Raw genomic sequence first — 23,999 nt, 5'->3', positions numbered from 1 at the left:
CATGCCACCCCCGACCTCGGGTACCCGGACGGACGTGGGCGACGACGCGGGACGACTGAAGCGCGCGGGGCTGCGGGTCACGGGCCCGCGGCTCGCGGTGCTCGCCGCCCTCGACCGCGCCACGGACGCCGGGCGTCACCTCGCCGTGGCCGAGCTGGCCGAGGAGGCGCGGGCGCTACGCCCGCGCACGTCGACGCAGACCGTCTACGACTGCGTCGACGCGCTCGCCGAGGGCGGGCTGGTCCGCCGGGTCGAGATCCCCGGCTTCCCGGCGCGCTACGAGGCCCGCGTCGACGACAACCACCACCACCTGGTCTGCCGCTCGTGCGGCCGGACCGTCGACGTCGACTGCCCGGTCGGCTCGGCGCCCTGCCTGACGCCGGCCGGTGGTCACGACTTCACGGTGGACGAGGCCGAGATCGTGTTCTGGGGCCGCTGCGGCTCCTGCACGGACGAGGCAGGCGCCGTGGACCACGCCGTACCCGAGGAGAGGACAACGCGATGACCGCACCCGACCGTCACCTGACGACCCGGCAGGGCCACCCGGTCTACGACAACCAGAACACCCGCACGGTGGGCCCCCGCGGCCCGGCGACGCTGGAGAACTACCACTTCCTCGAGAAGGTGAGCCACTTCGACCGCGAGCGCATCCCCGAGCGGGTCGTGCACGCGCGGGGCGCCGTGGCCTACGGCACCTTCGAGGCGACGGGGCAGTGGGGCGACGAGCCGATCGCGACCTACACCCGGGCGAAGCTGTTCGCCGAGGCCGGAAAGACGACCGACGTGGCCGTGCGGTTCTCGACCGTCATCGGGGGTCGGGACTCCTCCGAGGCGGCGCGCGACCCGCGCGGGTTCGCCGTGAAGTTCTACACCGAGGACGGCAACTGGGACCTTGTCGGCAACAACCTGGGCGTCTTCTTCATCCGTGACGCCATCAAGTTCCCCGACGTCATCCACTCGCTGAAGCCGGACCCGGTCACGTTCCGCCAGGAGCCGGCGCGGATCTTCGACTTCATGAGCCAGACGCCCGAGTCGATGCACATGCTCGTCAACCTGTTCAGCCCGCGGGGCATCCCGGCGGACTACCGCCACCAGCAGGGCTTCGGGGTCAACACCTACCGCTGGGTCAACGCCGAGGGCGTCTCCCACCTGGTCAAGTACCACTGGCTGCCGCGTCAGGGCGTGAAGTCGCTGACCGAGGCCGACGCCGCCGCGATCCAGGCGACCGAGCTCGGTCACGCGTCGAAGGACCTGTACGAGGCCATCGAGCGCGGCGAGTTCCCCCAGTGGGACCTCTACGTGCAGCTCATGGAGGACCACGACCACCCGGAGCTGGACTTCGACCCGCTCGACGACACCAAGGTGTGGCCGGAGGAGGTCTTCGAGCCGAGGCTGGTCGGCACGATGACCCTGGACCGCAACGTGGCGGACTTTCACAACGAGAACGAGCAGATCGCCTTCGGCACCGGCGTGCTCGTCGACGGGCTGGAGTTCTCCGACGACAAGATGCTCGTGGGGCGCACGTTCTCCTACAGCGACACGCAGCGCTACCGGGTCGGTCCGAACTACCTGCAGCTGCCCGTGAACCAGGCCAAGAACGCCTCGGTCGCGACGAACCAGCGCGGCGGGCAGATGTCGTACGGCGTGGACCTCGCGGAGGGCCAGAACCCGCACGTCAACTACGAGCCGTCGACGACCGGCGGCGTGCAGGAGGCCCCGCGGCCCGGCCCCGCCGAGGTCGGGCCCGAGCTGGGTGGCCGGCTGACCGGTGCCCGGATCCCGCGGACGAACGACTACGCGCAGGCGGGCGAGCGGTTCCGGCTGCTGGAGGACTGGGAGCGCGACGACCTCGTCGCCAACCTGGTGGCCAACATCGGGGAGGCGACCCGTGAGGTGCAGGAGCGCATGGTCTGGCACTTCTTCCTCTGCGAGGACGAGCTCGGCCAGCGCGTCGGCGAGGGCCTCGGCATCACGGCCGACGACGTCCGCCACCTCGAGCCACTGGCGACGCAGACGTTGTCCGAGGAGGAGCAGCAGCGCGCCGCGAACCTCGGGAAGAACGGCCCCCGGGACGTCGAGGGCCACACGATGACGCACTGCGTCCCCAACGAGCGGGTGGTCCTCGCGGGCTGAGGGCCCGGACCACCCCTCGGGGTACGGCGACGCCCCGGCCTGCTCGGCAGGCCGGGGCGTCGCTGCGTCGTACGGCGGGTCTCAGCCGGCGGCGGGCGCGAGCTCGTTCGGCGTGGCCTCGAGCTCCGTGCTGGCCAGCACCTCGCCGGTCGTGAGGTCGACGGCGTGCACCTCGTTCGTGGCCGGCTCGGTGACGTAGCCGGTGTCACCCGACACGACGATCGCGGGGTGCGGGTCCTGCCAGTCGGCCGGGCCCTCCCAGGCCTCGATCACGGGGAAGGACTCGGTGAGCTCGCCGGTGGCCGGGTCGAGCACGTGGATCGAGCCGTCCGTGGCCAGGACGTAGGCCAGGTCGTCCGGGCCGCGGGCCACGTCGCGGAAGGTGTACTCCACGCCCTCGGGCAGGTCGACCACCTCGAGGGTGCCCGCCTCGGTGTCGATGAGGGTCACGGCACCGAGCAGGTAGCCCTCGGCGTCGGGGTCGGTCTTGTAGTCGCCCACGACGAGCGGGCTGGTCTCGCTCACGTACGCGTTGCCCATGCGGCCGTAGGGCTGGTCCGGCGCGGCCAGCTTCGTGAGCTCGCCGTCGACGTACAGCAGCGCGCCGTCCTCGCAGCCGAAGACCACGGCCTCGCCCTGCGCGGTGCCCTCGCCGTGCACGCCCGGGCACTGGTCGCTCTGCGCGACGACCGCGCCGGAGGCGTCCTTCACCACGACGCCGTTGCGGCCGTCCGCGTTGCCGACGGTCGTGAGGAAGGTGCCGTCCTCGAGCACGACCGAGACGCCGTGGTGGGCCTCGACGCCCTCGACGGTCTCGTGCTCCGGCAGGTCCTCGGTCGCCGCCAGGTCCGCGGTGTCGAAGATGGTGGTGTCGCTGGTGCCGTCGGCGTACAGGATCGTCTTGCCGGCGTGGCGCACGACGTGGCCGGGGGTGTCGGCCTCGAAGAGGCGGTCGGTGAGCTCCGGCTCCTCGGTGGTGCCGGCGCCGGTGTCGAGCACCTGGAAGCCGTCGCTCACCGTGACCATCACGTTCCGGTCGTCACCGGCCTGGTTGAGCCGGGTGAACTCCTCCGAGGGCAGGTCGGCGAGCGTGTCGAGCGAGGTGCCGTCGAGCACGAGGATGCCGCCCTCGTAGGAGACGGCGAGCCGGGGACCGGCCGCCGGTCCGGACGAGGACGAGCCGGCGGCGTCGCTGCCGGAGTCGTCGGCGGCGTCGCCGGAGGAGCAGGCCGCGAGGCTCGCGACCGCGCCGAGGGCGAGGGCCGCCGTGCCGAGGCGGAACGGGCGGGGAGTGCGCATCGTCATCTCTCTCTTTCCAGGGTGGGGGTGGGCGCTCACGCGGAGAGCCCGGTGGCGATGCGCTCGGTGTTGACGCGCATCATGGTGAGGTAGTCGGGGGCGCCGCCGTCGGGCCCGGTGAGCGACTCGGTGAACAGCTCGACGACGTCGACGTGCACGTCGGCCTCGCTGGCGAGGGCCTGCACGAGCCGGTCCGGGGACGACGACTCCGCGAAGATGGTGGGCACGCCGGTCTCCTCCACCGCCTCGACGAGGTCGGCGAGGTCGGAGGCCGAGGGCGCCGCCAGCGTGGTGCCGCCGGGGATGACCGCGCCGACGACCTCGAAGTCGAAGCGGTCCGCGAGGTAGCCGAAGACGTGGTGGTTGGTGACGAGCGCGCGCCGCTCCTCGGGGATGGCCGCGAACGCCTCCGTCATCTCGGCGTCGACCTGCTCGACCTTGGTGCGGTAGTCCTCGGCGCGCTCCGCGAGGGCGTCGGGGTCGACACCGTCGAGGTCCGCGAGCACGGGGCCGAGGGCGTCGACGACGTCGAGCACCCGGGCGGGGTCGGTCCAGAAGTGCGAGTCGGGCGTGCCCGCGGCGTCGCCCTCGGCGTACTCGAGCACCTCGACGACGTCCCCCGCCACGAAGGTGGGGACGTCCTCGTCGGCGGCCGCGTCGAGGTGCTGCTGCAGCCCCTCCTCGAGACCGAGACCGTTCGACACGACGAGGTCGGCCGAACGGAGGCGGGCCGCCTCCTGCGCCGAGATCTCGAACGAGTGGGGGTCGGCGTCGGGCTTCATGAGGGTCATGACCTCGACCTGGTCACCGACGAGGTTGTCGACGACGTCGCCCAGGATGTTCGTCGAGACCACCACCAGCGGACGGTCGTCGTCCGTGGCCGAGCACGCCGACAGGGCGCCGGCCGCCAGGGCGGTGGTCACGGCGGTCGCCAGGGCCCCGGCCAGGGGCCGGCGGGTGCGGGGTGCGGGGGTACGGCGCACGGTCAGCGTCCCGTCTCGGCGGTGAACGCCGGCTCGGTGGTGGTCTCGAAGGTCCGCGCGACGCGGGCGGCGTCGGCGAAGTCGATCTCGTGCAGCCGCTGCTCGAGGGGGGCGCTGAGGTAGGCCCGCTGCTGGTCGGCGACGAGCGTCGGCCGGACGCCCGCGGCGAGGGACGCGGCGGCGAGCGGCTCGGTCGCGGCGAGCACGGCCCCGTCCTCGCCGGACAGCACGAGCACGCGCCCGGTCGCGGTGAGCGCGAGGACGTGCTGGTCCGCGTCGTCGACCGCGCTCACCGCCACGAGGGGCTCGGGGGCGGGCAGCAGCGTCCACGCCCGCTCGCGGGTGTCGAGCAGCCAGATGCCCGCCTCGCCCGCGTCGCCCGCCAGGGCCGCCACGGTCGGCCGGCCCTCGCGGTTGGCGAAGGTGGTGGCCGGGGGAGCGGTGGTGCCCGCCGGGTAGGGGATCCGCTCGACGACCAGCTCCTCGTCCTCCACGTGGGCGAGGAGGGCGCCGTCGGCGCAGCCGATGACGGCTCCCACGCGGGTGGTGATCGTGCCGGAGGCACGAACGCACGGCTCCTCGAGACCGGTGGGCTCGCCGTCCGCGCCGCGGGCGACGACGGACGCCGCGACGCCGTCGGTGGCCTCGGTGACGAGCGCGAACGAGCCGACCGGCACGACCAGGCCGGCGTGCGGGTCCACCTCGACGCGGAACTGCTCGGAGATCTCGCCCTCCGACAGCGCCTCGGTGTCGAGGAGCACGGCCTCGCCGGAGTCGGGGAAGAACAGGCCGGTGCCGCCCGTGGTGGACAGGTTGGTCGTCGCCACGGTCGCGTCCCCGTCGCCCTCGACGGTACCGAGCAGGGCCGGGTCGGCGCGGTAGTAGTGGAAGTGGTCGACGTGGTCCCACGTCCAGACCCCGCTGTCGACGACCTCGACGCCGGCGTCGGTCTGCGCGAAGAGGTAGCGGCCGTCGGTGGTCAGGGCGCTCGGCGCGCCGACGCTGCCCAGGTCGCTGACGCTCTCGTCGAGGAGGTCGAGGTGCGTGACGGCGCCGGCCGGGTCGATCGTGGTGAGGCCGAGCTGCGGCTCGGAGACCTCGGCGGCGCCGGCGACGGCGCCGTGGCCGTCACCGGTCGCGTCACCGGCGGCCGCGTCGGTCGCGTCGGCGCCGGACGACCCGGCCGGGTCGCCGGAGCAGGCGACCAGGGCGAGGCCGAGGACGCCCCCGAGGGCGAGGGAGGAGATGCGTGGACGCACGGGGTCCTTCCGTGGGGTGGGCGCAGCGCCGCGCGCCGGGACGGCGGACGGTGGTGCGTCGGGTGGGTGCGGTGGGTGCCGCGGGTGAGGTGGGCCGGGGTGGATCAGGTGGTCGCGGGTGTGGTCGCGGGTCTGGCGGTGGTGCGGGCGCGGACGGCGTCGAGCGCCGCGCGGGTGGCCCAGGACAGGACGGCGAGCGCGATGGCCGCCGCGGCGACGGAGGCGCCCGCCGCGGTCGCGGCGTGCCACGACACGAGGAGCCCGACGAGCACGGCCACGACGCCGAGCACGGCGGCCAGCGCCATCCGCGTCGGGATCCGGGTGGTCCAGTGCTCGGCCGCCACCGCGGGGGCGAGCAGTAGCCCGACCACGAGGAGCGAGCCGACGGCCTGGTACGACGCGACCACCGCCAGCGTGACGAGGCCGACGAGCGCGGCCTGCGCGAGCCGGGGCCCGAGGCCGAGCACGGCCGCGATCCGCGGGTCGAGGGCCAGTGCGACGAGCGAACGGTGCGCGACGACCGCGACGACGAGCCCGACCGCCGCGGCGATCGCCAGGAGCACGAGGTCGACGGGCGCGATGGCGAGGATGTCGCCGAAGAGGATCGACGTGGCGTCGGTGGCGAAGCTGCCCGAGTGGGACACGATGATCACGCCGAGCGCCAGCATGGCGACGAACAGCAGGCCGATGCTGGTGTCGTACGACAGCCGGCCGCGGCGCTGCAGGCCCCCGATGCCCAGGCTCATCGCGATCGCGCTGACCGCGCCGCCGGCCATCGCCGGCCACCCGAGCACCGTGGCGAGCGCCACGCCGGGGAGCATGCCGTGCGCCAACGCCTCCCCGAGGAACGCCATGCCGCGGATGACCACCCAGGTCCCGACGACGCCGCAGAGCACAGCGACGAGCGCACCCCCGAGCAGGGCACGTCGCAGGAAGTCGAGGGCGAAGGGCTCGAGCAGCCCCTCGGTCAGGGTGGTCACGAGGAGCGACCCTAGACCGAGATAGGAATGATTATCAAAAGCGGTAGGGTGTGCGGGTGAGCACGTTCCCCGCCCCCGGCGATCTCGTCCCCCTGGCCGCCCGCCTCCGCGGGGTCCGCGTGGACTTCGGCGCCCACCCCGCCGTGCGCGGCGTCGACCTCGACGTGCCGTCCGCCTGCGTGACGGTGGTGGCCGGCCCCAACGGCGCGGGGAAGTCGACCCTGCTGGAGGTCGTCGCGGGCACCCGCCCCCCGAGCGCGGGCACGCGCTGGGCCGTCGACGCCGTGGCGTTCGTGCCGCAGCGGGCCGCCGTGCCCGACCGGCTGCCCCTCACCGTGCGCGACGTGGTGAGCGTCGGGGCCTGGGGACGCCGCGGTCCGTGGCGGCGGCTGGACGCCGCGGCGCGCGCGGCCGTCGACGAGGCCATGGAGCGGATGGAGGTGGCGGCGCTCGCCCGCCAGCCCTACTCCGCGCTGTCGGGTGGCCAGCGCCAGCGGGCCCTGCTCGCCCAGGGACTCGCCCGCGGGGCCGAGCTGCTCCTCCTCGACGAGCCGACGACCGGCCTCGACGCCGACAGCGGGGACCGGATCCGCGCCATCGTGCGGGCGGAGGCGGAGCGCGGCGCCGCCGTGGTCTGCGTCTCCCACGACTCCGCGGTGCTCGCCCTAGCCGACCGGCTCGTGCGCCTCGTCGACGGGCGCGTGGCGGACGACACCTCGCCGGGTCAGCGCCCGGCCGCCTCCCTCGCGGCGAGGTAGGCCGTCACCTCCTCCGGCGACCACGCGGGGCGGACGTCCGCGGGGTCGTCGCCGACCCACCCCACGCCCGGCTCCAGCCGGCGGACGACGCGGGCGGGCACACCGGCGACGACGCAGTGGTCGGGCACCTCGCCCCGTACGACGGAGCCCGCCGCCACCACGACGTTCCGCCCCAGGACGGTGCCGGGCAGCAGGATCGCGTGGTGCCCGACCCAGGTGCCGGAGCCGACCCGCACGGGCTGGTGGCGGCCGAGCTGACGCCCCACCGGTGTCGCGGGGTCCTGGTAGCCGTGGCTCGCGTCGGAGACGAAGACCCCCTGGCCGAACCAGACGTCGTCGCCGATCTCGATGGACTCGTGGGCGGTCAGGGTGCTCCGCGCGCCGATGACGCAGCGCTCGCCGAGGACGAGCCCCCGCTCCGGGAGCGGCCGACCGTCGCCGTACCCCACCGTGAGGGTGGCCGAGCGGCCGACCAGCGTGTCCGCGCCGACGTGGATCGCCGCGGTGCCGGCCAGCGTGGCGGGCGGGAAGGCGATGCAGCTGCCGGGCCCCATGCTGCCGAAGGAGTCGGCCGCCCGGGTACCGGGGGCCACGGAGCCGGCGAGGGGACGGCAGTGACGGCAGGGTCGGGAGGACCGGCAGGGACGGGAGGGCGGGCACCCGCGCAGGCTAGCGACCGCGGTGCGACAGTGGCCCGATGGGCGGGAGGCGCACCAGCCCGCACCAGCCCGGACCAGCAGGGCATCAGACGGAGGAGGAGCGGTGGGCGGGGAGCAGGAGACGGGGGAGCCCCGGCCGGCGGGCGGCGGCGAGTCGCTGCTGACCGTCGTCGTGGCGCTGGTGGCCAACGCCCTCATCGCGGTGGCGAAGTCGGTGGCCGCGGCGCTGACGGGGTCGGCGTCGATGGTCGCCGAGGCGGCCCACTCGTGGGCCGACACGGGCAACGAGGTCGCGCTCCTGGTCGCCGAGCGCCGGGGGAGCCGACCGCGTGACGCGGCCCGGCCGCGGGGCTACGGCCGCTCGGCCTACCTGTGGTCCCTCGTCGCGGCGTTCGGGCTGTTCACCGCGGGCTCGGTGGTCTCCCTGTGGCACGGCGGCACGGAGCTGTGGGCGGACCTGCAGGGGGAGGCCGAGACCGAGGCACCGGCGTACACGCTCAACTACGTCGTGCTCGCCGTGGCCTTCCTGCTGGAGGGGGCCTCGTTCCTGCAGGCGCTGCGGCAGGTGCGGCGGGAGTCGCGCCGCTGGCACCTGCGCCCGCTCGCGTTCGTGTACCGCACCTCGGACCCGACGCTGCGGGCCGTGTTCCTCGAGGACTCCTCGGCGCTCCTCGGCCTCCTGCTCGCCGGGGCGGGGGTCGCGGCCCACCAGGCGACCGGCGACCCGGTGTGGGACGCGCTGGGCTCGATCGCGGTGGGCCTGCTGCTGGGTCTGGTCGCGCTCTTCCTGATCCGCCGCAACATGGACTACCTGCTCGGCGAGGCGGTCCCGCCGGTGCTGCGCGGGCGGTTGCTGGACCTGGTCGCCGGCCACCGCACCGTCGCGCGGGTCACCTACCTGCACGTGGAGTACGTCGGTCCTCGCCGCGTCTTCCTCGTGGCGGCCGTCGACCTGGTGGGCGACGAGCCCGAGCCCGAGGTCGCGCGACGGCTCCGCGCGCTCGAGGCCGACCTCGAGCGCGACCCGATGATCGAGGACGCGGTGCTGACCCTCGCCGCCCCCGAGGAGGCGTCGCTGCCCCGGGGCTGAGACGGGCGGGCTCAGGTCACGACGACCACGAGCGCGACGGCCGCGAGCAGCACCACCCCGGCCGCCAGCGCCGGCACCGGGGGCCCGCCGGGCCCGCGGGACCGGCTGCGGGTACGGCGACGTCCCAGCAGGACCGTGCCGGCCAGCACCGCCACCGCCCCGGTCGTCGCCGGTCCGGGCTCGAGCCGCACCAGGGCCGCCGCGGTGCCGAGCAGCAGGGCCCAGATGCGGGTCCGCGCCAGCGCCGTCCGCTCGACGGCGAGCCCGGGGTCGCGTTCCGCGCTCACCCGCCGAGCCCGAGGCTCGCAGCGGCACCGACTGCGGCCACGACCAGGTAGGCCACCAACCACACCGGCGCGGCCCGGGGGAGCGGACGGCCCGACCGCAGGGCCGCCTCCACGGCCCGCCAGTGCACGCAGCCCTGCACGGCGACCGCCGCCGCCACCCCCAGCGTCGCGACGACCAGGACGCGCCCGGCCGGTCCGGGCAGCACCAGCTCGCGGGCGGCCTCGAGGGCGAGCGCGGCGACGACGAGCGCGAGCGCGGTGCGCGTCCACGCCAGGAACGTGCGCTCGTTGGCCAGCGTGAAGCGCGCGTCGGGCTCCTCGCCCTCGACCAGCGGTCGTCGCCAGGCGGCCCGGGGACCCGGTCTCACGCCTCCGGACCGTCGGGCACGTCGGCGACCCGGCGGGACTCGGCGGCCGCCCAGGTGTAGACGCCCCGGGCCATCAGCGACTCCTCGACCTCCGCGCGCGCCGCGTAGACGGCGGCGCGCACGGCGTGCAGGCGGGTGTCCTGCGGATCGGCCTGGACCGCCATCTCGGCGAGGTGGGCGGCGAGGCGGTGGTCGGCCGCGTCCCGGGCCCGCTCGGCGGCGTCGGCGAGCCGCCCGGCGCCGCCGGCGAGGTCCGCGACGGCCCGCGCGAGCTCCGCGTCGGGGGCCGGCTTCAGCCGCGCCGGGTTGCCGTCGTACCACCCGCCGTAGCGGCGCCACAGGTTGCGGACGATGAACTCGGGCTCGTCGTAGCGGGCGCGGAGGTAGGACCGCTGCGCGAGGGCCGCGGGTGGCCGCACCCGCTGCACGACGTCGTCCAGACGCAGCCCCTCGTTCATCATCGCGAGGGTCTGCTCGACGATCGACTCCAGCCACTCCGCGGTCTCGAGCAGCGCCTGCTCGATGCGGTCGGCGCCGAAGACCGGCGCGCCGTGGGAGGGCAGCATGGTCTCCGCCCCCAGCGCCGCCATCCGGCGCAGTGCGTGCGCCCACTCCCGCGGGTAGCGCTGGGCCTTCTGGGGGTTGCCGCAGTTCGGCACCAGCCAGATGAACAGGTCGCCCGGGAGGAGCAGGCGGTGCTCGGGCACGTAGGCGACCGTGGCGTCGTCGGTCTCGCCCTCGGCGTGGAACAGCTCGAACGTCAGCCCGGCCCGGGTCACCGTCAGGGCGTCGCGGTAGGTCACGTCGGGCAGGCGGTACTGCGTCGGCCAGCGCAGGTCGGGGATCTGGAACTGCCGCTGGTTGACGACCGCGTTGTAGCCGGCGGTCAGCGCGTAGCGGTCGAACCGGTCCCGGACCCGCTCCTGCGCGACGACCTGCGTGCGGGCGCCCGGCTCCGCGTCGAACGGCGCGAGGCCGGCGACGTGGTCGACGTGCCCGTGCGAGTAGAAGGCGGCGGTGAGCGGCGCGGTCGACCAGCGGCGCAGGTGCGCGTGCGAGCGCTCCGCCGTCAGTGCGTTGCCCGTGTCGAACAGCAGCAGCTCGTCGGCGGCCTCGAAGGCGATGACGTTGCCGAAGCCCGGCAGCCAGCCGAGGCCGTCGGCGACGTCCACGACCTCGCCGCCGCCCCGGGCGCTGTGCGCGATGTCGTCGTCGAGCCGACCCGCCCAGACGTCGTCGGCGTACCGGCGCAGGTCCGCGGCGGCGCTCACAGCACCGCTCCGACGAGGTCGCGGACGATGCCGTTGCGCTGGATCTCCGAGGGACCGGTCAGCACGCGGAACATCCGCAGCGCGTGCCACAGGTGCTCGATCTCGGTGCCCTGCACCATCCCGGCCTTGCCCAGCAGCTGCAGGGAGCGGTCGGCGATGGCGAACGCCGTCTCCCCGACGTAGAGCTTGCACATGAAGGACTCCATCCGTGGTCGGGCGCCGGCGTCGAGGTCGGCCAGCGCCGCGTAGGTCATGGAACGGGCGGCGAACAGCTCGGTGGCCATGTCGGCCAGGGTGTGCTGGACGGCCTGCTTCTCCAGCAGCAGCCCACCCGAGACGGGTCGGGCGGCGGCGTGGCGCAGGGCGATCTCGAGCGCCCGGCGGGCGCCACCCAGCGCCGTCGGGCAGTGCAGGAGCCGGTTGGCGGTGATGCGCCCCAGGGCGATGCGCAGGCCCTCGCCCTCGGCGCCGAGGAGGTTGAGGGCGGGGACGAAGCAGTCGTCGAGGACGACGTCGCTCTCCACGTTCTGGCCGGTCAGCGGCAGCCGCCCCGGCACCACCCGCACTCCCGGAGCGTCGAGGTCGACGAGGAACGCGGAGTACGCCTCCTGCTCGCCGGCCATCCGGGCGACGACGACGGCGAAGTCGGCGAAGGTGCCCCCGGTGCTGAACACCTTGCGGCCCGTCAGGCGGTAGCCGCCCGGCGCGGGGGTGGCGGTGGTGGTCATGCGACGCACGTCGGAGCCGGCGTCGTCCTCGGTGATGGAGAAGCAGCACGCCCGGTGCCCGTGGACCACGGGCAGGAGGAACTCCTCGACCTGCTCGGGCGTCGCCACGTCGAAGAGGGAGCCGACCCGCAGCGGTCCGCCCATGTCGCCGAGCACGCTGGTCGCCAGCACCCGGCCCGACGCGCCGATCTCCTCCTTCAGCGCGGCCAGGGCCGTCCAGCTCAACCCCTCGCCACCCAGCTCGGGCGGGAGGTGGATGCCGTAGAAGCCCAGCTCGCGGCTGCGCAGCCACACCTGCTGCAGCGTCGCGCGGTCCAGCGTGCTCGTGTGCTCGAGGCCCAGCTCGCGCTCGTGGTCGGCGAGCTCGCCCTCGAGGTAGTCACGCAGCCGCTCGACGAGCGCCTGCACCGTGGGGTCGTCGTACGTGGGTCGCAGGGAGAACGTCATGGCCCCGCCCCTCAGCCGACCCGGCGCGCGGCGCCGGCCCAGTCGCGCTCGCGCAGCGCGCGGCGGTCGATCTTGCCCGTGCGGTTGCGCGGGAGGGCGTCGAGCACCTCGACCACGCGCGGGACCTTCACGCGCGAGACCTGGCGGGCGCAGGCCTCGACCAGCTCCTCGGCCGTCACCGCGGCGCCGGGCGCGAGCACCACGCTCGCCTTCACCGTCTCGCCCCAGCGCTCGTCGGGTACGCCGTACACGCAGGCCTCGAGGACCGCGGGGTGGGAGTAGAGGGCGGCCTCCACCTCGGAGCAGTACACGTTGTATCCGCCGCTGACGATCATGTCCTTCACCCGGTCCACGAGGAACAGGTAGCCGTCGGCGCGGAAGCGGCCGAGGTCGCCGGTGTGCACCCAGCCGTCGCGGAAGGTCTCGGCGGACGGTCCCGGCGCGTGGTGGTACTCCCGGACGCAGTCCGGTCCGCGGGCCACCACCTCGCCGACCTCGCCGGGCGGCAGGGGGCGTCCCGCGTCGTCGACGACGCGCACCTCGGTGTCGAAGACGGGCCGGCCGCAGGACAGGAGCAGCTCCGGGTCGTCGGTGATGCCGCGCACGACCTCCTCGGCGGACAGGTAGGTGATGGCGCTGGTCGTCTCGCCCTGGCCGTAGCCCTGGTTGACGACCGGGCCGAACAGCTCGACGGCCTGGCGCAGACGGGTGGGGGAGACGGGGGCGCCGCCGATCGTGACCGAGCGCAGGCTCGACAGGTCGCGCGTGGGGGCGCTCGGGCTGGCCAGCACCAGGTTGAGCATCGCGGGCACGAGGAAGGTCGAGGTGACGCGCTCGCGCTCGAGCGTCGCCAGGTAGTCCTCGACGTCGAACGCGGGCAGCACCACCACCGTCGATCCGCGGAAGAAGCAGGCCAGGATGCCCATGCCGCTGGCGTGCGTGATGGGGCCCGGGGCCAGGTACACCTCGCCGTTCGCCGAGCGGTCCCCGTTCATCACCACCTTGCGCAGGTTGGCGAGGCGGTTGCCGACCGTCTGCACGGCGGCCTTCAGCGTCCCGGTCGAGCCGGAGGTGAAGTTGAGGACCGCCGGGTCGTCGAGGGAGCGGTCGACGGCCACCGCCGCGGGGTCGCCCGCGGCGACGAGGGCGTCGTACGACGTGGGGCGGGGCCCGCTCGCGGCGCCGCCCGTGGTGTCGCCCGCGGCGTCCAGCGTCACCACGAGCAGCGGCGGGGTCGCCGCGGCGGCGACGTCGAGGACGGTGTCGAGGTGGGTGCGGTCGGCCAGGACGACGCGGGCGTCGGCGTCGACGAGCACGTGCCGGACCTCGGCCGGGGCGAGCCGGGTGCTGACCGGCACCCGCAGGTGGCCGGCCTTCGCCATCGCCATCTCGGCCACGACGAGCTCCCCGCGGTTGCCCGCGACGGTCGCCACGGCGGTGCCCGGGCCGTGGCCGGCGGCCAGCAGGGCCGAGGCCAGCCGGTTCGACTCCTCCTCGAGCTGGGCGTAGGTCCACCGCCGCTCCCCGCACACCAGGGCGGTGGCGTGAGGGCGGTGGGTGGCGGTGCGGGTCAGGTAGTGACCTAGGTTCACGGATGCTCCTTGTGACGACGTTCCGACCAGTTATAGACACACTGTCCAGGAAAGTCCGGGGCGATCAGTGCTAGAACCTCGTCCATGGCCACCGAGGACCGCCGCAGTCGTCGTACCCGTTCCGCGCTCCGCAGCGCCCTGGTGGACCTCGTCCTCGAACGGGGGTACGCGGCCGTCACCGTCGAGCAGGTCGTCGAGCGCGCCGACGTGGGCCGCGCGACCTTCTACACGCACTTCAGCGACAAGCAGTCGTTGTACGACGACCTGGTCGCCGCCCTGCTCGCCGACCTCGCCGCCCGGCTCGAGCCGGGCGACACCGCCGGTCCCGGGTTCACCGGCCGCCCGGTGCACGCGCTCTTCGAGCACGCCGAGGACCAGGAGGCGACGTACCGCATGGTGCTGCGGGGCGACGGGGACGGCCGGGCCCTGCGCTCGCTGACCGACGCCCTGGCCGGCGCCGCCCTGCGCGTCTTCGAGGACCGCGTGGCCGAGCAGGGGCTGGCGCCGCGCGTCGACCTCCGGGTGCTGGCCCGGGCCTGGGTCGGCGAGCAGCTCGCCGTGCTGACCTGGTGGTTGGCCGAGGAGCCGCGACCCCTGCCCCGCGCCGACGTCGTCGTCATGCTCGCCGACCTGGCGCGTCACGGCCGGTGGTGGGCCACCGGCTTCGGCGACGACGCGCCCGACGCGCCCGACGTGCTCGGCGGGGCGGATTCGCCGGTGCCTCTTGTGTGACGGGGGCCACGCGGCTTTTCTGGACACGGCAGCCAGAACTGGCCGTTCTGTCCGATTAGGAGAACCCCGTGCTCCCTCACCGCCGCGAGCTCCAGACCTACCCGACCGGCGCCCGACGGCGGCGGCTGCTCGCCGTCGTCATCCTCGCCCTCTTCATCTCGGCCTACGAGGGCCAGCTGGCGCCCGTCCTGCCGCTGCTGCTCGACGACCTGGGCATGTCCCTGCGCCTCTACGGCCTCCTCACGGCGGCCTCGCTGCTGTTCGGCGCCCTCGCCGGGTTCGTCGGCGGCTCGCTGGCCGACCGGTTCGGGCGGGTGCGGCTGCTCGTGCCGTTCATGTTCCTCTCGGGCCTGGCCTGCCTGTTCATGGCGACGTCGCAGAGCATCACGCAGTTCGCCCTCGCCCGGATCCTGCTGGCGTTCGTCGAGGGCGTGGCCGTGGCGGGGACCGCACCGCTGGTCCGCGACTTCACGCCCCGGCTGGGCCGTGCGCAGGCCTACGCGTTCTGGTCGTGGGGGCCCGTCGGCGCCAACTTCTTCGCAGCCGGGGTCGCCGCCGCGACCCTCGACCTGCTCGGCGGCACCTGGCAGTCGCAGCTGTACCTCATGGCCGCCGTCTCGCTCGCCGGGTCGGTGGTCATCGCCCTGACCCTGCAGGACCTCGCCCCGCACCTGCGCCGCGAGGTGCGGTTCTCCGACGACAGCGCCCGGGCGGCGCGGGCCCCGCTCGCCCGTCCCGGCGCCCGGCACCTCGTGGGCCACGCCGTGGTCTGGCAGCACGTGATCGCGATGTCGTCGCTGTTCGTGCTGCTCGGCACCATGAACGCCTACGGCCAGGTGCTGGTCGTCGACACGTTCGGCGTCAGCGTCCGCACGGCCTCCCTCGTCGTCGTCTTCTTCTGGGCGGCGAACCTCGTGACGAGCCTGGCGGTCGCCCGGTGGTCCGACACGGTGCAGCGGCGCTCCCCGTTCCTCCTCGGCGGCGGCGTCGGCATCCTCCTCGCCCTGTCGGCGCTGTTGCTGCTGATGGGCCGCGGCGAGGCGGCGTCGCCGGCCGCCGTCGTCGGCGTGCTGGTCGTGCTCGGCGCCGCGATGGGTGGGGTGTTCGGCCCGTGGATGGCGAGCTTCTCCGCCCACACCGAGGAGATCCACCCGGACCTCCAGGGGAGTGCGTTCGGCCTGCAGCACCTGGTGAGCCGACTGCTCGTGCTGGCCTCGGTGGTGCTGGCGCCGCGGGTGGCCGAGGCCGCGGGTTGGCGCACCTGGCTCCTGGTGGCGCTCGTCCTCGCCGGGGTGTTCACCGTTCTCGCCGGCTGGTTGCACCGCGCCGAGCGGCGGCTGCTGCGCCGACCGACGCAGGCGACCGGTGCCGACGTGCTGACGCGGACCGGTGGGGCGGGCGCCACGGCCACCGGCTGACCCGCCGGCTGACCCGCTGGTCGTCCGCGGCCCTCAGAGGTGGTCGGGGACGATCAGCGCGTCCGGGTCCTGGCGCACCGGCATCGCCTCGACCGCGATCCGGAGCAGTGCGGCGGCACCCGCCACGGTCTTGCGCCAGCGGCGGGAGCCGTCGTCGGTGCCCTCGGGCGAGCGGGAGCGCAGCACGCCCGCGACGGCGGCCTCGTACTCCTCGTCGGTGAAGGCGGGGGTGGCGCCGACCGTCGGGCGCTCGGGCAGGTCGGTGAGGGCGGGGAGCACGAGCTCCCCGGCGGCGGCGAGGTGCGGGTAGCGCGCGCCGCGGGACAGCTCGTCCCACGACGCCGCCCCGGCCCGGCTGCGCACCAGGCGCGGCAGCGCCGCGAAGGACCGGGCGGCCACCGCCTCGACCGCGACCGTCATCTCCCGTTCGGTGAACTTCACGGGTCTCCCTCCTCGTGCCGCGCGCCGTCCGGACCCGCGCGCCGTGGGCCTACCGTACGGCGCGGCTCGACCCCCGACGGGCCGGGTACCGGCGCGACATGACCACCACCGGACACGACGGCGCCGTACCCGACCACGACCAGGACGCCGAGCCCTCGACCCCGACGGGGGAGGAGCCCGACACCGACCAGCTCGAGCCGGGCTCCGAGCCGGCCAGCCACCCCGACCCCGAGCCGGGGAACGCCTGACGATGACCGCGCCCGAGCGCGGGCGGGTGCGCGTCGGCATCTCGGGCTGGCGCTACCCGCGCTGGCGCGGCGACTTCTACCCGAAGGGCCTCGCGCAGCGCCGCGAGCTGGAGTACGTCGGGCAGCGCATGTCGACGGTCGAGCTGAACGGCTCGTTCTACTCGCTGCAGCGCCCGAGCAGCTACCAGCGGTGGCGCACCGAGGTGCCGTCCGACCTGGTGTTCGCGGTGAAGGGGTCGCGCTACATCACCCACATGCTGCGGCTGACCGACGTGTCGCAGGCGCTGGCGAACTTCTTCGCCTCGGGCGTCCTGGCGCTCGACGACCAGCTCGGCCCGGTGCTGTGGCAGCTGCCCGAGCGCCACGTGTTCGAGCCCGCGGCCCTCGAGACCTTCCTCCGCCAGCTGCCGCGGACGACGGGCGAGGCGCTCGACCTCGCCCGGAACCACGACGCCCGGCTCGACGACCGCACGTGGCTGGAGATCGACGAGGACCGGCCGCTGCGCCACGCCTTCGAGCCCCGGGCGCGCAGCTTCACGGACCCGGCGGCGGCGGACCTGCTGCGCCGGTACGACGTCGCCCTCGCCGTCGCCGACAACGCCGGCCTGTGGCCCGGGTTCGGCGAGGTCACGGCCGAGCGGATCGTCTACGTGCGCCTCCACGGGGCGCACGACCTCTACGCCAGCGGCTACACCCCCGACGAGCTCGACGGCTGGGCCGCGCGCATCGACGGGTGGGCTACCGGCGCCACGACCCCGGACGGTCGCCCGCGCGACGTCTACGTCTACTTCGACAACGACGCCCGCGGCTTCGCCCCGCACGACGCCATCGCCCTCGCCGGGCGCGTGGGCGACACGTGGGATCGGGCGGGCGCCGCCCAGCCGTCGCCTGCCGCGCCCGCGGAGGCGTCGAGTCGTCGCTAGCCGCACGCGCCGGGGCGCCGACTCCGTCGCTAGCCGCACGGTCGGTGACCGGTACGGCGGCGCGCGGGCCCGCCGTACTGCTGCGGCGTCTGCTGCGGTGCTGGTGTCAGGTGCGGTGCTGGGGTGTCTGGTGCGGTGGTCGGCGGCGTGTGCAGTCGCCCGGACACCGCGTCACAGCGCCCCGCGCCGCCCCTGGACGACCCGATTCGAACGGCGCCGAGGTGCTGCGGTAGTGTTCCGACCGCTCCGCCCGGTGATCCCGGGCGAGCTTCGGGCTGTGGCGCAGCTTGGTAGCGCACTTGACTGGGGGTCAAGGGGTCGCAGGTTCAAATCCTGTCAGCCCGACCGGAGAAGGCGCAGGTCAGAGGCCGTTCCTCACGCAGGTGGGGGACGGCCTCTGCTGCGTCCCGGGCCCGCCCGATCGCGAGCCCGTTGCGGCTCACGCCCCGAGCCACCACCCCAGCGCGGCGAGACCCACGCCGGCGACGAGCATCCCGGGGCCGTGGACGGCGGCGTACCCCCAGCGACGTTCCTCCACCAGGCGCACCACCTCGACGACGGCAGTGCTGAACGTCGTGTAGCCGCCGAGCAGCCCCGTGCCCAGCACGGCGACGAGATCGATGCCCGACCCGTCCCCGAGCGACCCGCGGTCGGCCAGGCCGACGACGAGGCCCAGCGCGAACGCGCCGGTCAGGTTCACCACGAGCGTGCCGAGCGGGCGCGCTCCGCCGGTGCGGCGCCGTACCGCGTCGTCCACCAGGAAGCGCAGCGCGGCGCCCACCCCGCCGGCCACCGCCACGAGCACGAACAGGGCGGGACTCATGCGAGGCCTCGGCGGGCCGCACGCGCCCGCCGGCCACCCAGGAGCAGACCGACCGCGGCCGCCACGAGCCCGAGGAGCAGGCTGCCGACCGCGTACGCCGCCCCGGTGGCCGACCGGTCGCCCAGCAGGCCGGCGGCGTCGACCGCGAGCGCGCTGTACGTCGTGAACCCACCCAGCACCCCGGTGCCGAGCAGCAGGCGCGCGCGACGCCGGCCCCCGGTGTCCGGGCGCCCGCCGAGCACCCCCAGCAACAACCCCAGGAGCAGCGCCCCGCCGACGTTCACGACGCCCACGGTCCACGGCACCGCGCCCTCCGCCGTCGGCACCAGCAGCACGGCGGCCGCCCGCGCCGCCGTACCGACCGTGCCGCCCACGGCCACGACGAGCACGTCCGCCGGACGGGGGCGGGCGGGGGGCGCGGTGGTGGGCACGGACACGGGCGCGGGCACGGGGAGACCGTAGGTCAGGCCCGGTGCCCGGTCCCGCTAGGCTCCCGACCGTGCGCTCGGGCGCAGCTGGGGGAAGTCGTTGTCGGATCGACCTCGAAGGCGGTAGGCGCAGTGAGCGACGAGGGCGGACGCCCCAGGCGGAAGTACGTGTCCCCGGTCCGCGAGGCCGCGCTGGCGGCCACGCACCGACGCATCGTCGACGCGGCCGCGGAGCTGTTCGGCCGCGACGGCTACCGGGCGACGACGCTGGCGGCCATCGCCGGCGCGGCCGGCGTCTCGGTGCCCCGCGTCAACCTCTCCGGCTCCAAGCCCGCCCTCCTCGTGGAGGCCTACGAGCTGCGGGCGGGTGGCTCGTCCGAGCTGCGCCCCATCAGCCGGGAGCCGGAGCTGGCGGCCATCATGGCGCTGCCCACCGAGGAGGCGTTCGCCGCGTACGCCGCGTGGCTGCCGCGCACGCACGCCCGCTCGGCGGGCCTGTGGTTCGCGCTGCGCGAGGCCGCCTCGACCGACCCCGAGGCGCGCACGGCCTTCGAGGAGACCGAGGCGCGCAACCTGACCTCGTGCCGCGACGCGGTCGCCTTCGCCCGGTCCCGCGACCTGCTGACCGGCGACACCCCTGACGAGGACCGGGCGCGGATCTGGAACCTGCTGACCCGGGCCGACACCTTCCAGCTGCTCGTCGGCGACGCCGGCTGGTCGCACGAGCGCTTCGCCGCCTGGGTGCTGCGGGCGCTGCGGGCCCAGGTGTTCGACCTGGCCGACGCCGACGGGGCCACGCCGCCCCACTCCTAGGTTAGGGTTCCCTTAGTCCGGGCGGTGGTACGCCGGACGCGCGGTCCGGCGTCCCCGGCCCGCGCCCGAGGGGACGAGGAGCACATGGCCAGGACGAACGCGCAGGCGACCCGCACGAAGCCCGCCGACACCGAGCTGATCCTGCTGGAGGTGCTGCGCAGCGAGCGCGTCACGCCACACATGACGCGCGTGACCCTCGGGGGCCGCGACGCCGCGCGGTTCGTGCCGCGGGGCTTCGACCAGTGGTTCCGGCTCTTCATCCCGGTGGGGGAGGCGTCGGTGCGGCGCATGCCGAGCAAGCTGACGACGGTGAGCTACCTCCGCCTGCTCGCGGTCTCCCGCACCGAGCGCCCGGTGCTGCGCAACTACACCGTGCGCGCCCACCGCGCCGACGGCCCGCACGGGCCCGAGCTCGACGTCGACCTCGTCGTGCACGGCTCGGTGGAGGACGGCACGTCCGGGCCCGCCGCCACGTGGGCGCAGACCTGCGCGGTCGGCGACGTGGTCGGCATCATCGACGAGGGCTGCCTCTACGCCGCGCCCGACGACACCGACCAGGTGCTGCTCGTGGCCGACGAGTCGGGCCTGCCCGCCGTCGCGGGCGTGCTCGCCTCCCTGCCGCGCGACGCCCGCGGCAGCGCGCTCGTGGAGGTCCCGAGCGCCGAGGACGCCCAGGAGGTCGACGCCCCCGACGGGGTCGAGGTGCGGTACGTCGTGCGCACCGACCCGCACGCCGTCCCCGGCCGGGCCGTGCTGGCCGCCGCCCGCGAGGTCGCGGTGACGGGCGCGGCGCCGTACGCCTGGGTCGCGGGCGAGCAGGGCCTCGTCAGCCAGCTGCGCCGCCACTGGGTGCAGGTCGGCGTCGACAAGAGCCGCATCTGCTTCACCGGCTACTGGAAGGTCGGCAAGACCCACTGAGCCCTCGGATCGCCTGGCTGGCAGTCAGGTAGTCAGGCGGTCAGGCGGTCAGGCCGGCCAGTCCGCCGGGAACTCGTCGGCCGCCTTGTCGTGGGCCTTGGCCAGCCGCTTGCGGGCCTTGGTGCCGAGCCGGTCGCCGAACACGACGCCGCGGGTGTGGTCGGTCTCGTGCTGGAAGCAGCGGGCGAGCAGCCCGTCCCCGGTGAGCCGGACGGGGGAGCCGTCGAGCCCCTGGCCCTCCACGGTCGCCTCGTCCGGTCGCGCGCACTCGACGAACGCGCCGGGGTAGCTCAGGCAGCCCTCCTCCGCCTCGTCCAGGCGGCGGCCGGTGCCCTCCGGGGTGGTGACGACCGGGTTGCACACCACGCCCGCGACCCGGCGCCCCTCGGCGTCCGGGCAGTCGAAGACGAAGACGGCCCGGTCGACCCCGATCTGGCAGGCGGCGAGCCCGACGCCGTCCGCGGCGTACATCGTCGCCACCATGTCGGCCACCAGGGCCCGCAGCTCGTCGTCGAACGCGGTGACCGCGGCCTGAGGCGCGTGCATCACCGGCGTGCCCCAGCGCGTGATCGGCCGGACGGTCCCCCCGGTCGGCAGCGGACCGTACGGCGTCAGGTCGGGCCCGTCGTCGGCTGCGGCGTGGTCGCTCATGGGGGCCGATCGTAGGAGGGGCGGCGCACGGGCCGTGCGGGGTGTCGGGAGAACGGGTCGGCCGAACCTGTGGCGCACTGTGTAACTCCCCGTTACATTAGGCCGCATGTCCCTCCCCAACAGCCTCAGGCCGGGCGGCAGGAACGGGCTCGCCCGCAACGAGTCCCGCGACCCGATCGGGTACGCCGTCGCCGCCCTCAACGTCGTCGCCCAGAGCGACCTCATCGACCGACTCGGGCTGCGCAAGCGCGCCGAGCAGGCCGTCTTCACCTCGACGCGCGGCGGGTTCAGCGCCCTGGGGGCAGCCAGCCGCACGTTCGCCCGACGGGGGAAGAAGGGGGAGCCGGGAGTGCGCGTGCCTGCCGCCACCCCGAAGGGCCTCTTCGACCTCACCCCGACCGAGGACGAGCAGATGCTCGTCGACGTCGTGGGGGAGTTCGCGACCGAGGTCGTCCGCCCGGCGGCCGCCGAGGCCGACGAGGCGTGCCGGGCCCCCGAGGCGCTGCTGAAGGGCAGCCTCGAGATCGGCCTGCCGATCCTCGGCGTGCCCGAGCAGCTCGGCGGTATCTCCGAGGAGCGCTCCGCCATGGCCGGCACGCTGGTGGCCGAGGCGTTGGCGAAGGGCGACATGGGCCTCGCGGTCGCCGCGCTCGCGCCCGGCGCGGTCGCCACCGCGCTCTCGCTGTGGGGCACCGACGCGCAGCAGGCGACGTACCTGCCCGCCTTCACCGGTGACGACGTGCCCGCCGCGGCGCTCGCCCTGGCCGAGCCGGCCGTGCTCTTCGACGTGCTGCGCCCCTCGACCACCGCGGTGCGCGACGGCGACGGGTTCGTGCTGACGGGCACCAAGTCGGCCGTGCCCCGCGGCGACGACGCCGAGCTCTTCGTGATCGGTGCCGCGCTCGACGGGAAGCCCGCGCTGTTCCTCGTGGAGTCGAGCACCACCGGCCTCCGTGTCGAGGCGGACCCCTCGATGGGCGTGCGGGCGGCGACCCTCTCGCAGCTCCACCTCGACGGGGTCCGCGTGCCGGCCGACGCGCTGCTCGGCGCCGCGGACGGTACGACGTACACCGAGGCCGTGCGGCTGTCCCGGCTCGCCTGGTGCGCGCTCGCGATCGGCACGGCCCAGGCGGTGCTCGACTACGTGACGCCGTACGTGAAGGAGCGGGAGGCGTTCGGCGAGCCGATCGCCCACCGGCAGTCGGTGGCCTTCATGGTCGCCAACATCGCCATCGAGCTGCAGTCGATGCGCCTCGTGACCTACAAGGCGGCCTCGCGAGCGGCGCAGGGCGAGGACTTCGCCCGCGAGGTCGCGCTGGCCCGCAACCTGTGCGCTGCGAAGGGCATGCAGATCGGCCTCGACGGCGTGCAGCTGCTCGGCGGCCACGGCTTCGTCAAGGAGCACCCGGTGGAGCGGTGGTACCGCGACCTGCGGGCGCTCGGCGTCATGGAGGGAGGGGTCCTGGTCTGAGTCGTCCCGTCCCGACGGAACCGACCCCCCAGGAGAGAAGCCATGATCAACCTCGAGACCCCCAAGAAGCACCGCGCACTCATCGACCAGGCCCACCAGGTCGCGATGAACATGTTGCGCCCCATCTCCCGCAAGTACGACCGCGCCGAGCACTCCTACCCCAAGGAGCTCGACATGCTGGCGGCGATGATCGACGGGCTGTCCGAGTCCGGCGCCTCCGAGGGCGCGGGCGCCACCGGCGTGCGCCGCGACGAGAAGAAGGACGACGGCAGCGTCAAGAACGGCTCCAACCTCGCCTCCGTCATGTCCGTGGCCGAGATGTGCTGGGGCGACGTCGGCCTCCTGCTGTCGATGCCGCGCCAGGGCCTGGGCAACTCGGCCATCGCGTCGGTCGCGAACGACGAGCAGCTCGAGCGCTTCAAGGGCACGTGGGCCGCCATGGCGATCACCGAGCCGGGCGTCGGCTCCGACTCGGCCAACATCACGACCACCGCCACCCTCGACGGCGACCACTACGTCATCAACGGCGAGAAGATCTACGTCACCTCGGGGGAGCGCGCCGACTCGGTCGTCGTGTGGGCCACGCTCGACCGGTCGCTGGGCCGCGCCGCCATCAAGTCGTTCGTCGTCGAGAAGGGCACGCCCGGCATGCGGGTGGAGCGGCTCGAGCACAAGCTCGGCATCCGTGCCTCCGACACCGCGGTCATCATCTTCGAGGACTGCCGCGTCCCCGCCGAGAACCTCCTCGGCTCGCCCGAGGTGGACGTCAAGCAGGGCTTCGCCGGCGCGATGGCGACCTTCGACAACACCCGGCCGCTCGTCGCCGCCATGGCCGTGGGCTGCGCCCGCGCGTCGCTCGACCTCACCCGCGACCTGCTCGCGCAGGCCGGCGTGGAGGTCGACTACGACCGCCCCGGCGTCCTGCAGTCCGCGGCCGCGGCCCGTTTCCTGCAGCTGGAGGCGGACTGGGAGGCGGCCCAGCTGCTGACCATGCAGGCCGCGTGGATGGCCGACAACCGCAAGCCCAACTCGCTCGAGGCGTCGATGGCGAAGGCCAAGGCCGGACGCGTGGGCTCCGACGTGACGCTCGGCTGCGTCGAGCTGTGCGGCACGCTCGGCTACAGCGAGAACGAGCTGCTCGAGAAGTGGGCGCGGGACTCGAAGATCCTCGACATCTTCGAGGGCACCCAGCAGATCCAGCAGCTCATCGTGGCCCGGCGCCTGCTGGGGCTCACCAGCACGCAGCTGCGCTGAGGACGGCGCCGCCGTCGCGTGGGAC

General features: G+C 74.7%; 26 protein-coding genes and 1 tRNA gene. 13 read left to right on the top strand and 14 right to left on the bottom strand.

The features are described from left to right. The first annotated feature begins 34 nt into the window (after positions 1-34). Positions 35-505, top strand: a complete 471-nt coding sequence (locus tag KK617_RS08285) for a Fur family transcriptional regulator (protein ID WP_277499422.1) — start codon at positions 35-37, stop codon at positions 503-505. Then, on the top strand, positions 502-2,133 hold the full coding sequence (locus KK617_RS08280; RefSeq protein ID WP_277499420.1) for a catalase: 1,632 nt from the start codon (positions 502-504) through the stop codon (positions 2,131-2,133). The genes KK617_RS08285 and KK617_RS08280 overlap by 4 nt, the downstream gene beginning before the upstream one ends. An 81-nt stretch (positions 2,134-2,214) precedes the next feature. Here the strand turns inward: KK617_RS08280 and aztD are convergent, their stop codons facing one another. The 4 genes from aztD to aztB form a co-directional block, all read right to left on the bottom strand. Next, entirely contained in the window at positions 2,215-3,432 is a 1,218-nt protein-coding gene (aztD, locus tag KK617_RS08275) for a zinc metallochaperone AztD (RefSeq protein WP_277499419.1), read from the bottom strand. A gap of 35 nt (positions 3,433-3,467) precedes the next feature. Then, positions 3,468-4,415: a zinc ABC transporter substrate-binding protein AztC gene (gene aztC, locus KK617_RS08270; RefSeq protein ID WP_277499418.1), complete on the bottom strand. Its 948-nt coding sequence runs from the start codon at positions 4,413-4,415 to the stop codon at positions 3,468-3,470. Positions 4,416-4,417: 2 nt separating this feature from the next. Further along, positions 4,418-5,674 (bottom strand): ABC transporter, encoded by a 1,257-nt coding sequence (locus KK617_RS08265; RefSeq protein WP_277499417.1) that lies wholly within the window; start codon positions 5,672-5,674, stop codon positions 4,418-4,420. 104 nt (positions 5,675-5,778) lie between these two features. Continuing rightward, positions 5,779-6,654, bottom strand: coding sequence for a zinc ABC transporter permease AztB (gene aztB, locus KK617_RS08260; RefSeq protein WP_277499416.1), 876 nt, complete (start codon positions 6,652-6,654; stop codon positions 5,779-5,781). Positions 6,655-6,710: 56 nt separating this feature from the next. On the opposite strand from aztB, the gene aztA reads away from it, so the two are divergent. After that, entirely contained in the window at positions 6,711-7,412 is a 702-nt protein-coding gene (gene aztA, locus KK617_RS08255) for a zinc ABC transporter ATP-binding protein AztA (protein ID WP_277499415.1), read from the top strand. Here aztA and KK617_RS08250 read toward each other — a convergent pair. Next, positions 7,379-8,005 (bottom strand): acyltransferase, encoded by a 627-nt coding sequence (locus tag KK617_RS08250; RefSeq protein ID WP_277499414.1) that lies wholly within the window; start codon positions 8,003-8,005, stop codon positions 7,379-7,381. The genes aztA and KK617_RS08250 overlap by 34 nt on opposite strands. A 169-nt stretch (positions 8,006-8,174) precedes the next feature. On the opposite strand from KK617_RS08250, the gene KK617_RS08245 reads away from it, so the two are divergent. Beyond that, positions 8,175-9,161, top strand: a complete 987-nt coding sequence (locus tag KK617_RS08245; protein WP_277499413.1) for a cation diffusion facilitator family transporter — start codon at positions 8,175-8,177, stop codon at positions 9,159-9,161. Positions 9,162-9,172: 11 nt separating this feature from the next. On the opposite strand, the gene KK617_RS08240 is transcribed toward KK617_RS08245, so the two are convergent. The 5 genes from KK617_RS08240 to KK617_RS08220 are packed head-to-tail and all read right to left on the bottom strand — an operon-like array spanning position 9,173 to position 13,854. After that, positions 9,173-9,448, bottom strand: a complete 276-nt coding sequence (locus KK617_RS08240; RefSeq protein ID WP_277499412.1) for a hypothetical protein — start codon at positions 9,446-9,448, stop codon at positions 9,173-9,175. Beyond that, positions 9,445-9,816 (bottom strand): DUF202 domain-containing protein, encoded by a 372-nt coding sequence (locus KK617_RS08235; protein WP_277499411.1) that lies wholly within the window; start codon positions 9,814-9,816, stop codon positions 9,445-9,447. The genes KK617_RS08240 and KK617_RS08235 overlap by 4 nt, the downstream gene beginning before the upstream one ends. Then, a complete protein-coding gene (locus KK617_RS08230; RefSeq protein ID WP_277499410.1) occupies positions 9,813-11,087 on the bottom strand; it encodes an alkyl sulfatase dimerization domain-containing protein in 1,275 nt (424 codons plus the stop codon). Before KK617_RS08230 ends, KK617_RS08235 begins: the two co-directional genes overlap by 4 nt. Further along, positions 11,084-12,262, bottom strand: coding sequence for an acyl-CoA dehydrogenase family protein (locus KK617_RS08225; protein WP_277499409.1), 1,179 nt, complete (start codon positions 12,260-12,262; stop codon positions 11,084-11,086). Before KK617_RS08225 ends, KK617_RS08230 begins: the two co-directional genes overlap by 4 nt. Positions 12,263-12,273: 11 nt before the next feature. Beyond that, positions 12,274-13,854: an AMP-binding protein gene (locus tag KK617_RS08220; RefSeq protein ID WP_277499408.1), complete on the bottom strand. Its 1,581-nt coding sequence runs from the start codon at positions 13,852-13,854 to the stop codon at positions 12,274-12,276. A gap of 84 nt (positions 13,855-13,938) precedes the next feature. Between KK617_RS08220 and KK617_RS08215 the strand changes: the two genes are divergently transcribed. Together KK617_RS08215 and KK617_RS08210 are read left to right on the top strand one after the other, a co-directional pair. Further along, complete coding sequence (locus KK617_RS08215; protein WP_277499407.1) at positions 13,939-14,586, top strand: TetR/AcrR family transcriptional regulator; 648 nt, start codon at positions 13,939-13,941, stop codon at positions 14,584-14,586. A gap of 68 nt (positions 14,587-14,654) precedes the next feature. Continuing rightward, complete coding sequence (locus KK617_RS08210; RefSeq protein ID WP_277499405.1) at positions 14,655-16,004, top strand: MFS transporter; 1,350 nt, start codon at positions 14,655-14,657, stop codon at positions 16,002-16,004. 33 nt (positions 16,005-16,037) lie between these two features. Here KK617_RS08210 and KK617_RS08205 read toward each other — a convergent pair whose 3' ends face one another. Then, complete coding sequence (locus KK617_RS08205) at positions 16,038-16,445, bottom strand: hypothetical protein (protein ID WP_277499403.1); 408 nt, start codon at positions 16,443-16,445, stop codon at positions 16,038-16,040. A 98-nt stretch (positions 16,446-16,543) separates the two neighbouring features. Between KK617_RS08205 and KK617_RS08200 the strand changes: the two genes are divergently transcribed. From KK617_RS08200 to KK617_RS08190, 3 genes are all read left to right on the top strand, one after another. Beyond that, on the top strand, positions 16,544-16,693 hold the full coding sequence (locus KK617_RS08200) for a hypothetical protein (RefSeq protein ID WP_277499402.1): 150 nt from the start codon (positions 16,544-16,546) through the stop codon (positions 16,691-16,693). A gap of 2 nt (positions 16,694-16,695) precedes the next feature. Continuing rightward, complete coding sequence (locus KK617_RS08195) at positions 16,696-17,616, top strand: DUF72 domain-containing protein (RefSeq protein ID WP_277499400.1); 921 nt, start codon at positions 16,696-16,698, stop codon at positions 17,614-17,616. A gap of 271 nt (positions 17,617-17,887) precedes the next feature. Beyond that, a tRNA-Pro gene (locus KK617_RS08190) sits at positions 17,888-17,961 on the top strand. 94 nt (positions 17,962-18,055) lie between these two features. Here KK617_RS08190 and KK617_RS08185 read toward each other — a convergent pair. Beyond that, a complete protein-coding gene (locus tag KK617_RS08185) occupies positions 18,056-18,439 on the bottom strand; it encodes a CrcB family protein (protein ID WP_277499399.1) in 384 nt (127 codons plus the stop codon). Then, positions 18,436-18,888, bottom strand: coding sequence for a CrcB family protein (locus KK617_RS08180; RefSeq protein ID WP_277499397.1), 453 nt, complete (start codon positions 18,886-18,888; stop codon positions 18,436-18,438). The genes KK617_RS08185 and KK617_RS08180 overlap by 4 nt, the downstream gene beginning before the upstream one ends. A 147-nt stretch (positions 18,889-19,035) precedes the next feature. On the opposite strand from KK617_RS08180, the gene KK617_RS08175 reads away from it, so the two are divergent. Both KK617_RS08175 and KK617_RS08170 read left to right on the top strand, forming a co-directional pair. Further along, positions 19,036-19,680 (top strand): TetR/AcrR family transcriptional regulator, encoded by a 645-nt coding sequence (locus tag KK617_RS08175; protein ID WP_277499396.1) that lies wholly within the window; start codon positions 19,036-19,038, stop codon positions 19,678-19,680. A gap of 84 nt (positions 19,681-19,764) precedes the next feature. Beyond that, positions 19,765-20,598: a siderophore-interacting protein gene (locus KK617_RS08170; protein ID WP_277499395.1), complete on the top strand. Its 834-nt coding sequence runs from the start codon at positions 19,765-19,767 to the stop codon at positions 20,596-20,598. A 48-nt stretch (positions 20,599-20,646) separates the two neighbouring features. Here the strand turns inward: KK617_RS08170 and def are convergent, their stop codons facing one another. Continuing rightward, entirely contained in the window at positions 20,647-21,249 is a 603-nt protein-coding gene (gene def / locus KK617_RS08165) for a peptide deformylase (protein WP_277499394.1), read from the bottom strand. 106 nt (positions 21,250-21,355) lie between these two features. Here def and KK617_RS08160 point away from each other — a divergent pair, with 106 nt between their 5' ends. Next, positions 21,356-22,720: an acyl-CoA dehydrogenase family protein gene (locus KK617_RS08160; RefSeq protein ID WP_277499393.1), complete on the top strand. Its 1,365-nt coding sequence runs from the start codon at positions 21,356-21,358 to the stop codon at positions 22,718-22,720. Between the two features lie 42 nt (positions 22,721-22,762). After that, a complete protein-coding gene (locus KK617_RS08155; protein WP_277499392.1) occupies positions 22,763-23,974 on the top strand; it encodes an acyl-CoA dehydrogenase family protein in 1,212 nt (403 codons plus the stop codon). The last annotated feature ends 25 nt before the right edge of the window (positions 23,975-23,999 follow it).

The organism is Nocardioides sp. ChNu-99 (assembly GCF_029493445.1).
In the GTDB taxonomy this organism is placed as follows: domain Bacteria; phylum Actinomycetota; class Actinomycetes; order Propionibacteriales; family Nocardioidaceae; genus Nocardioides.
This window is presented reverse-complemented; position numbering and strand designations above follow the sequence as displayed.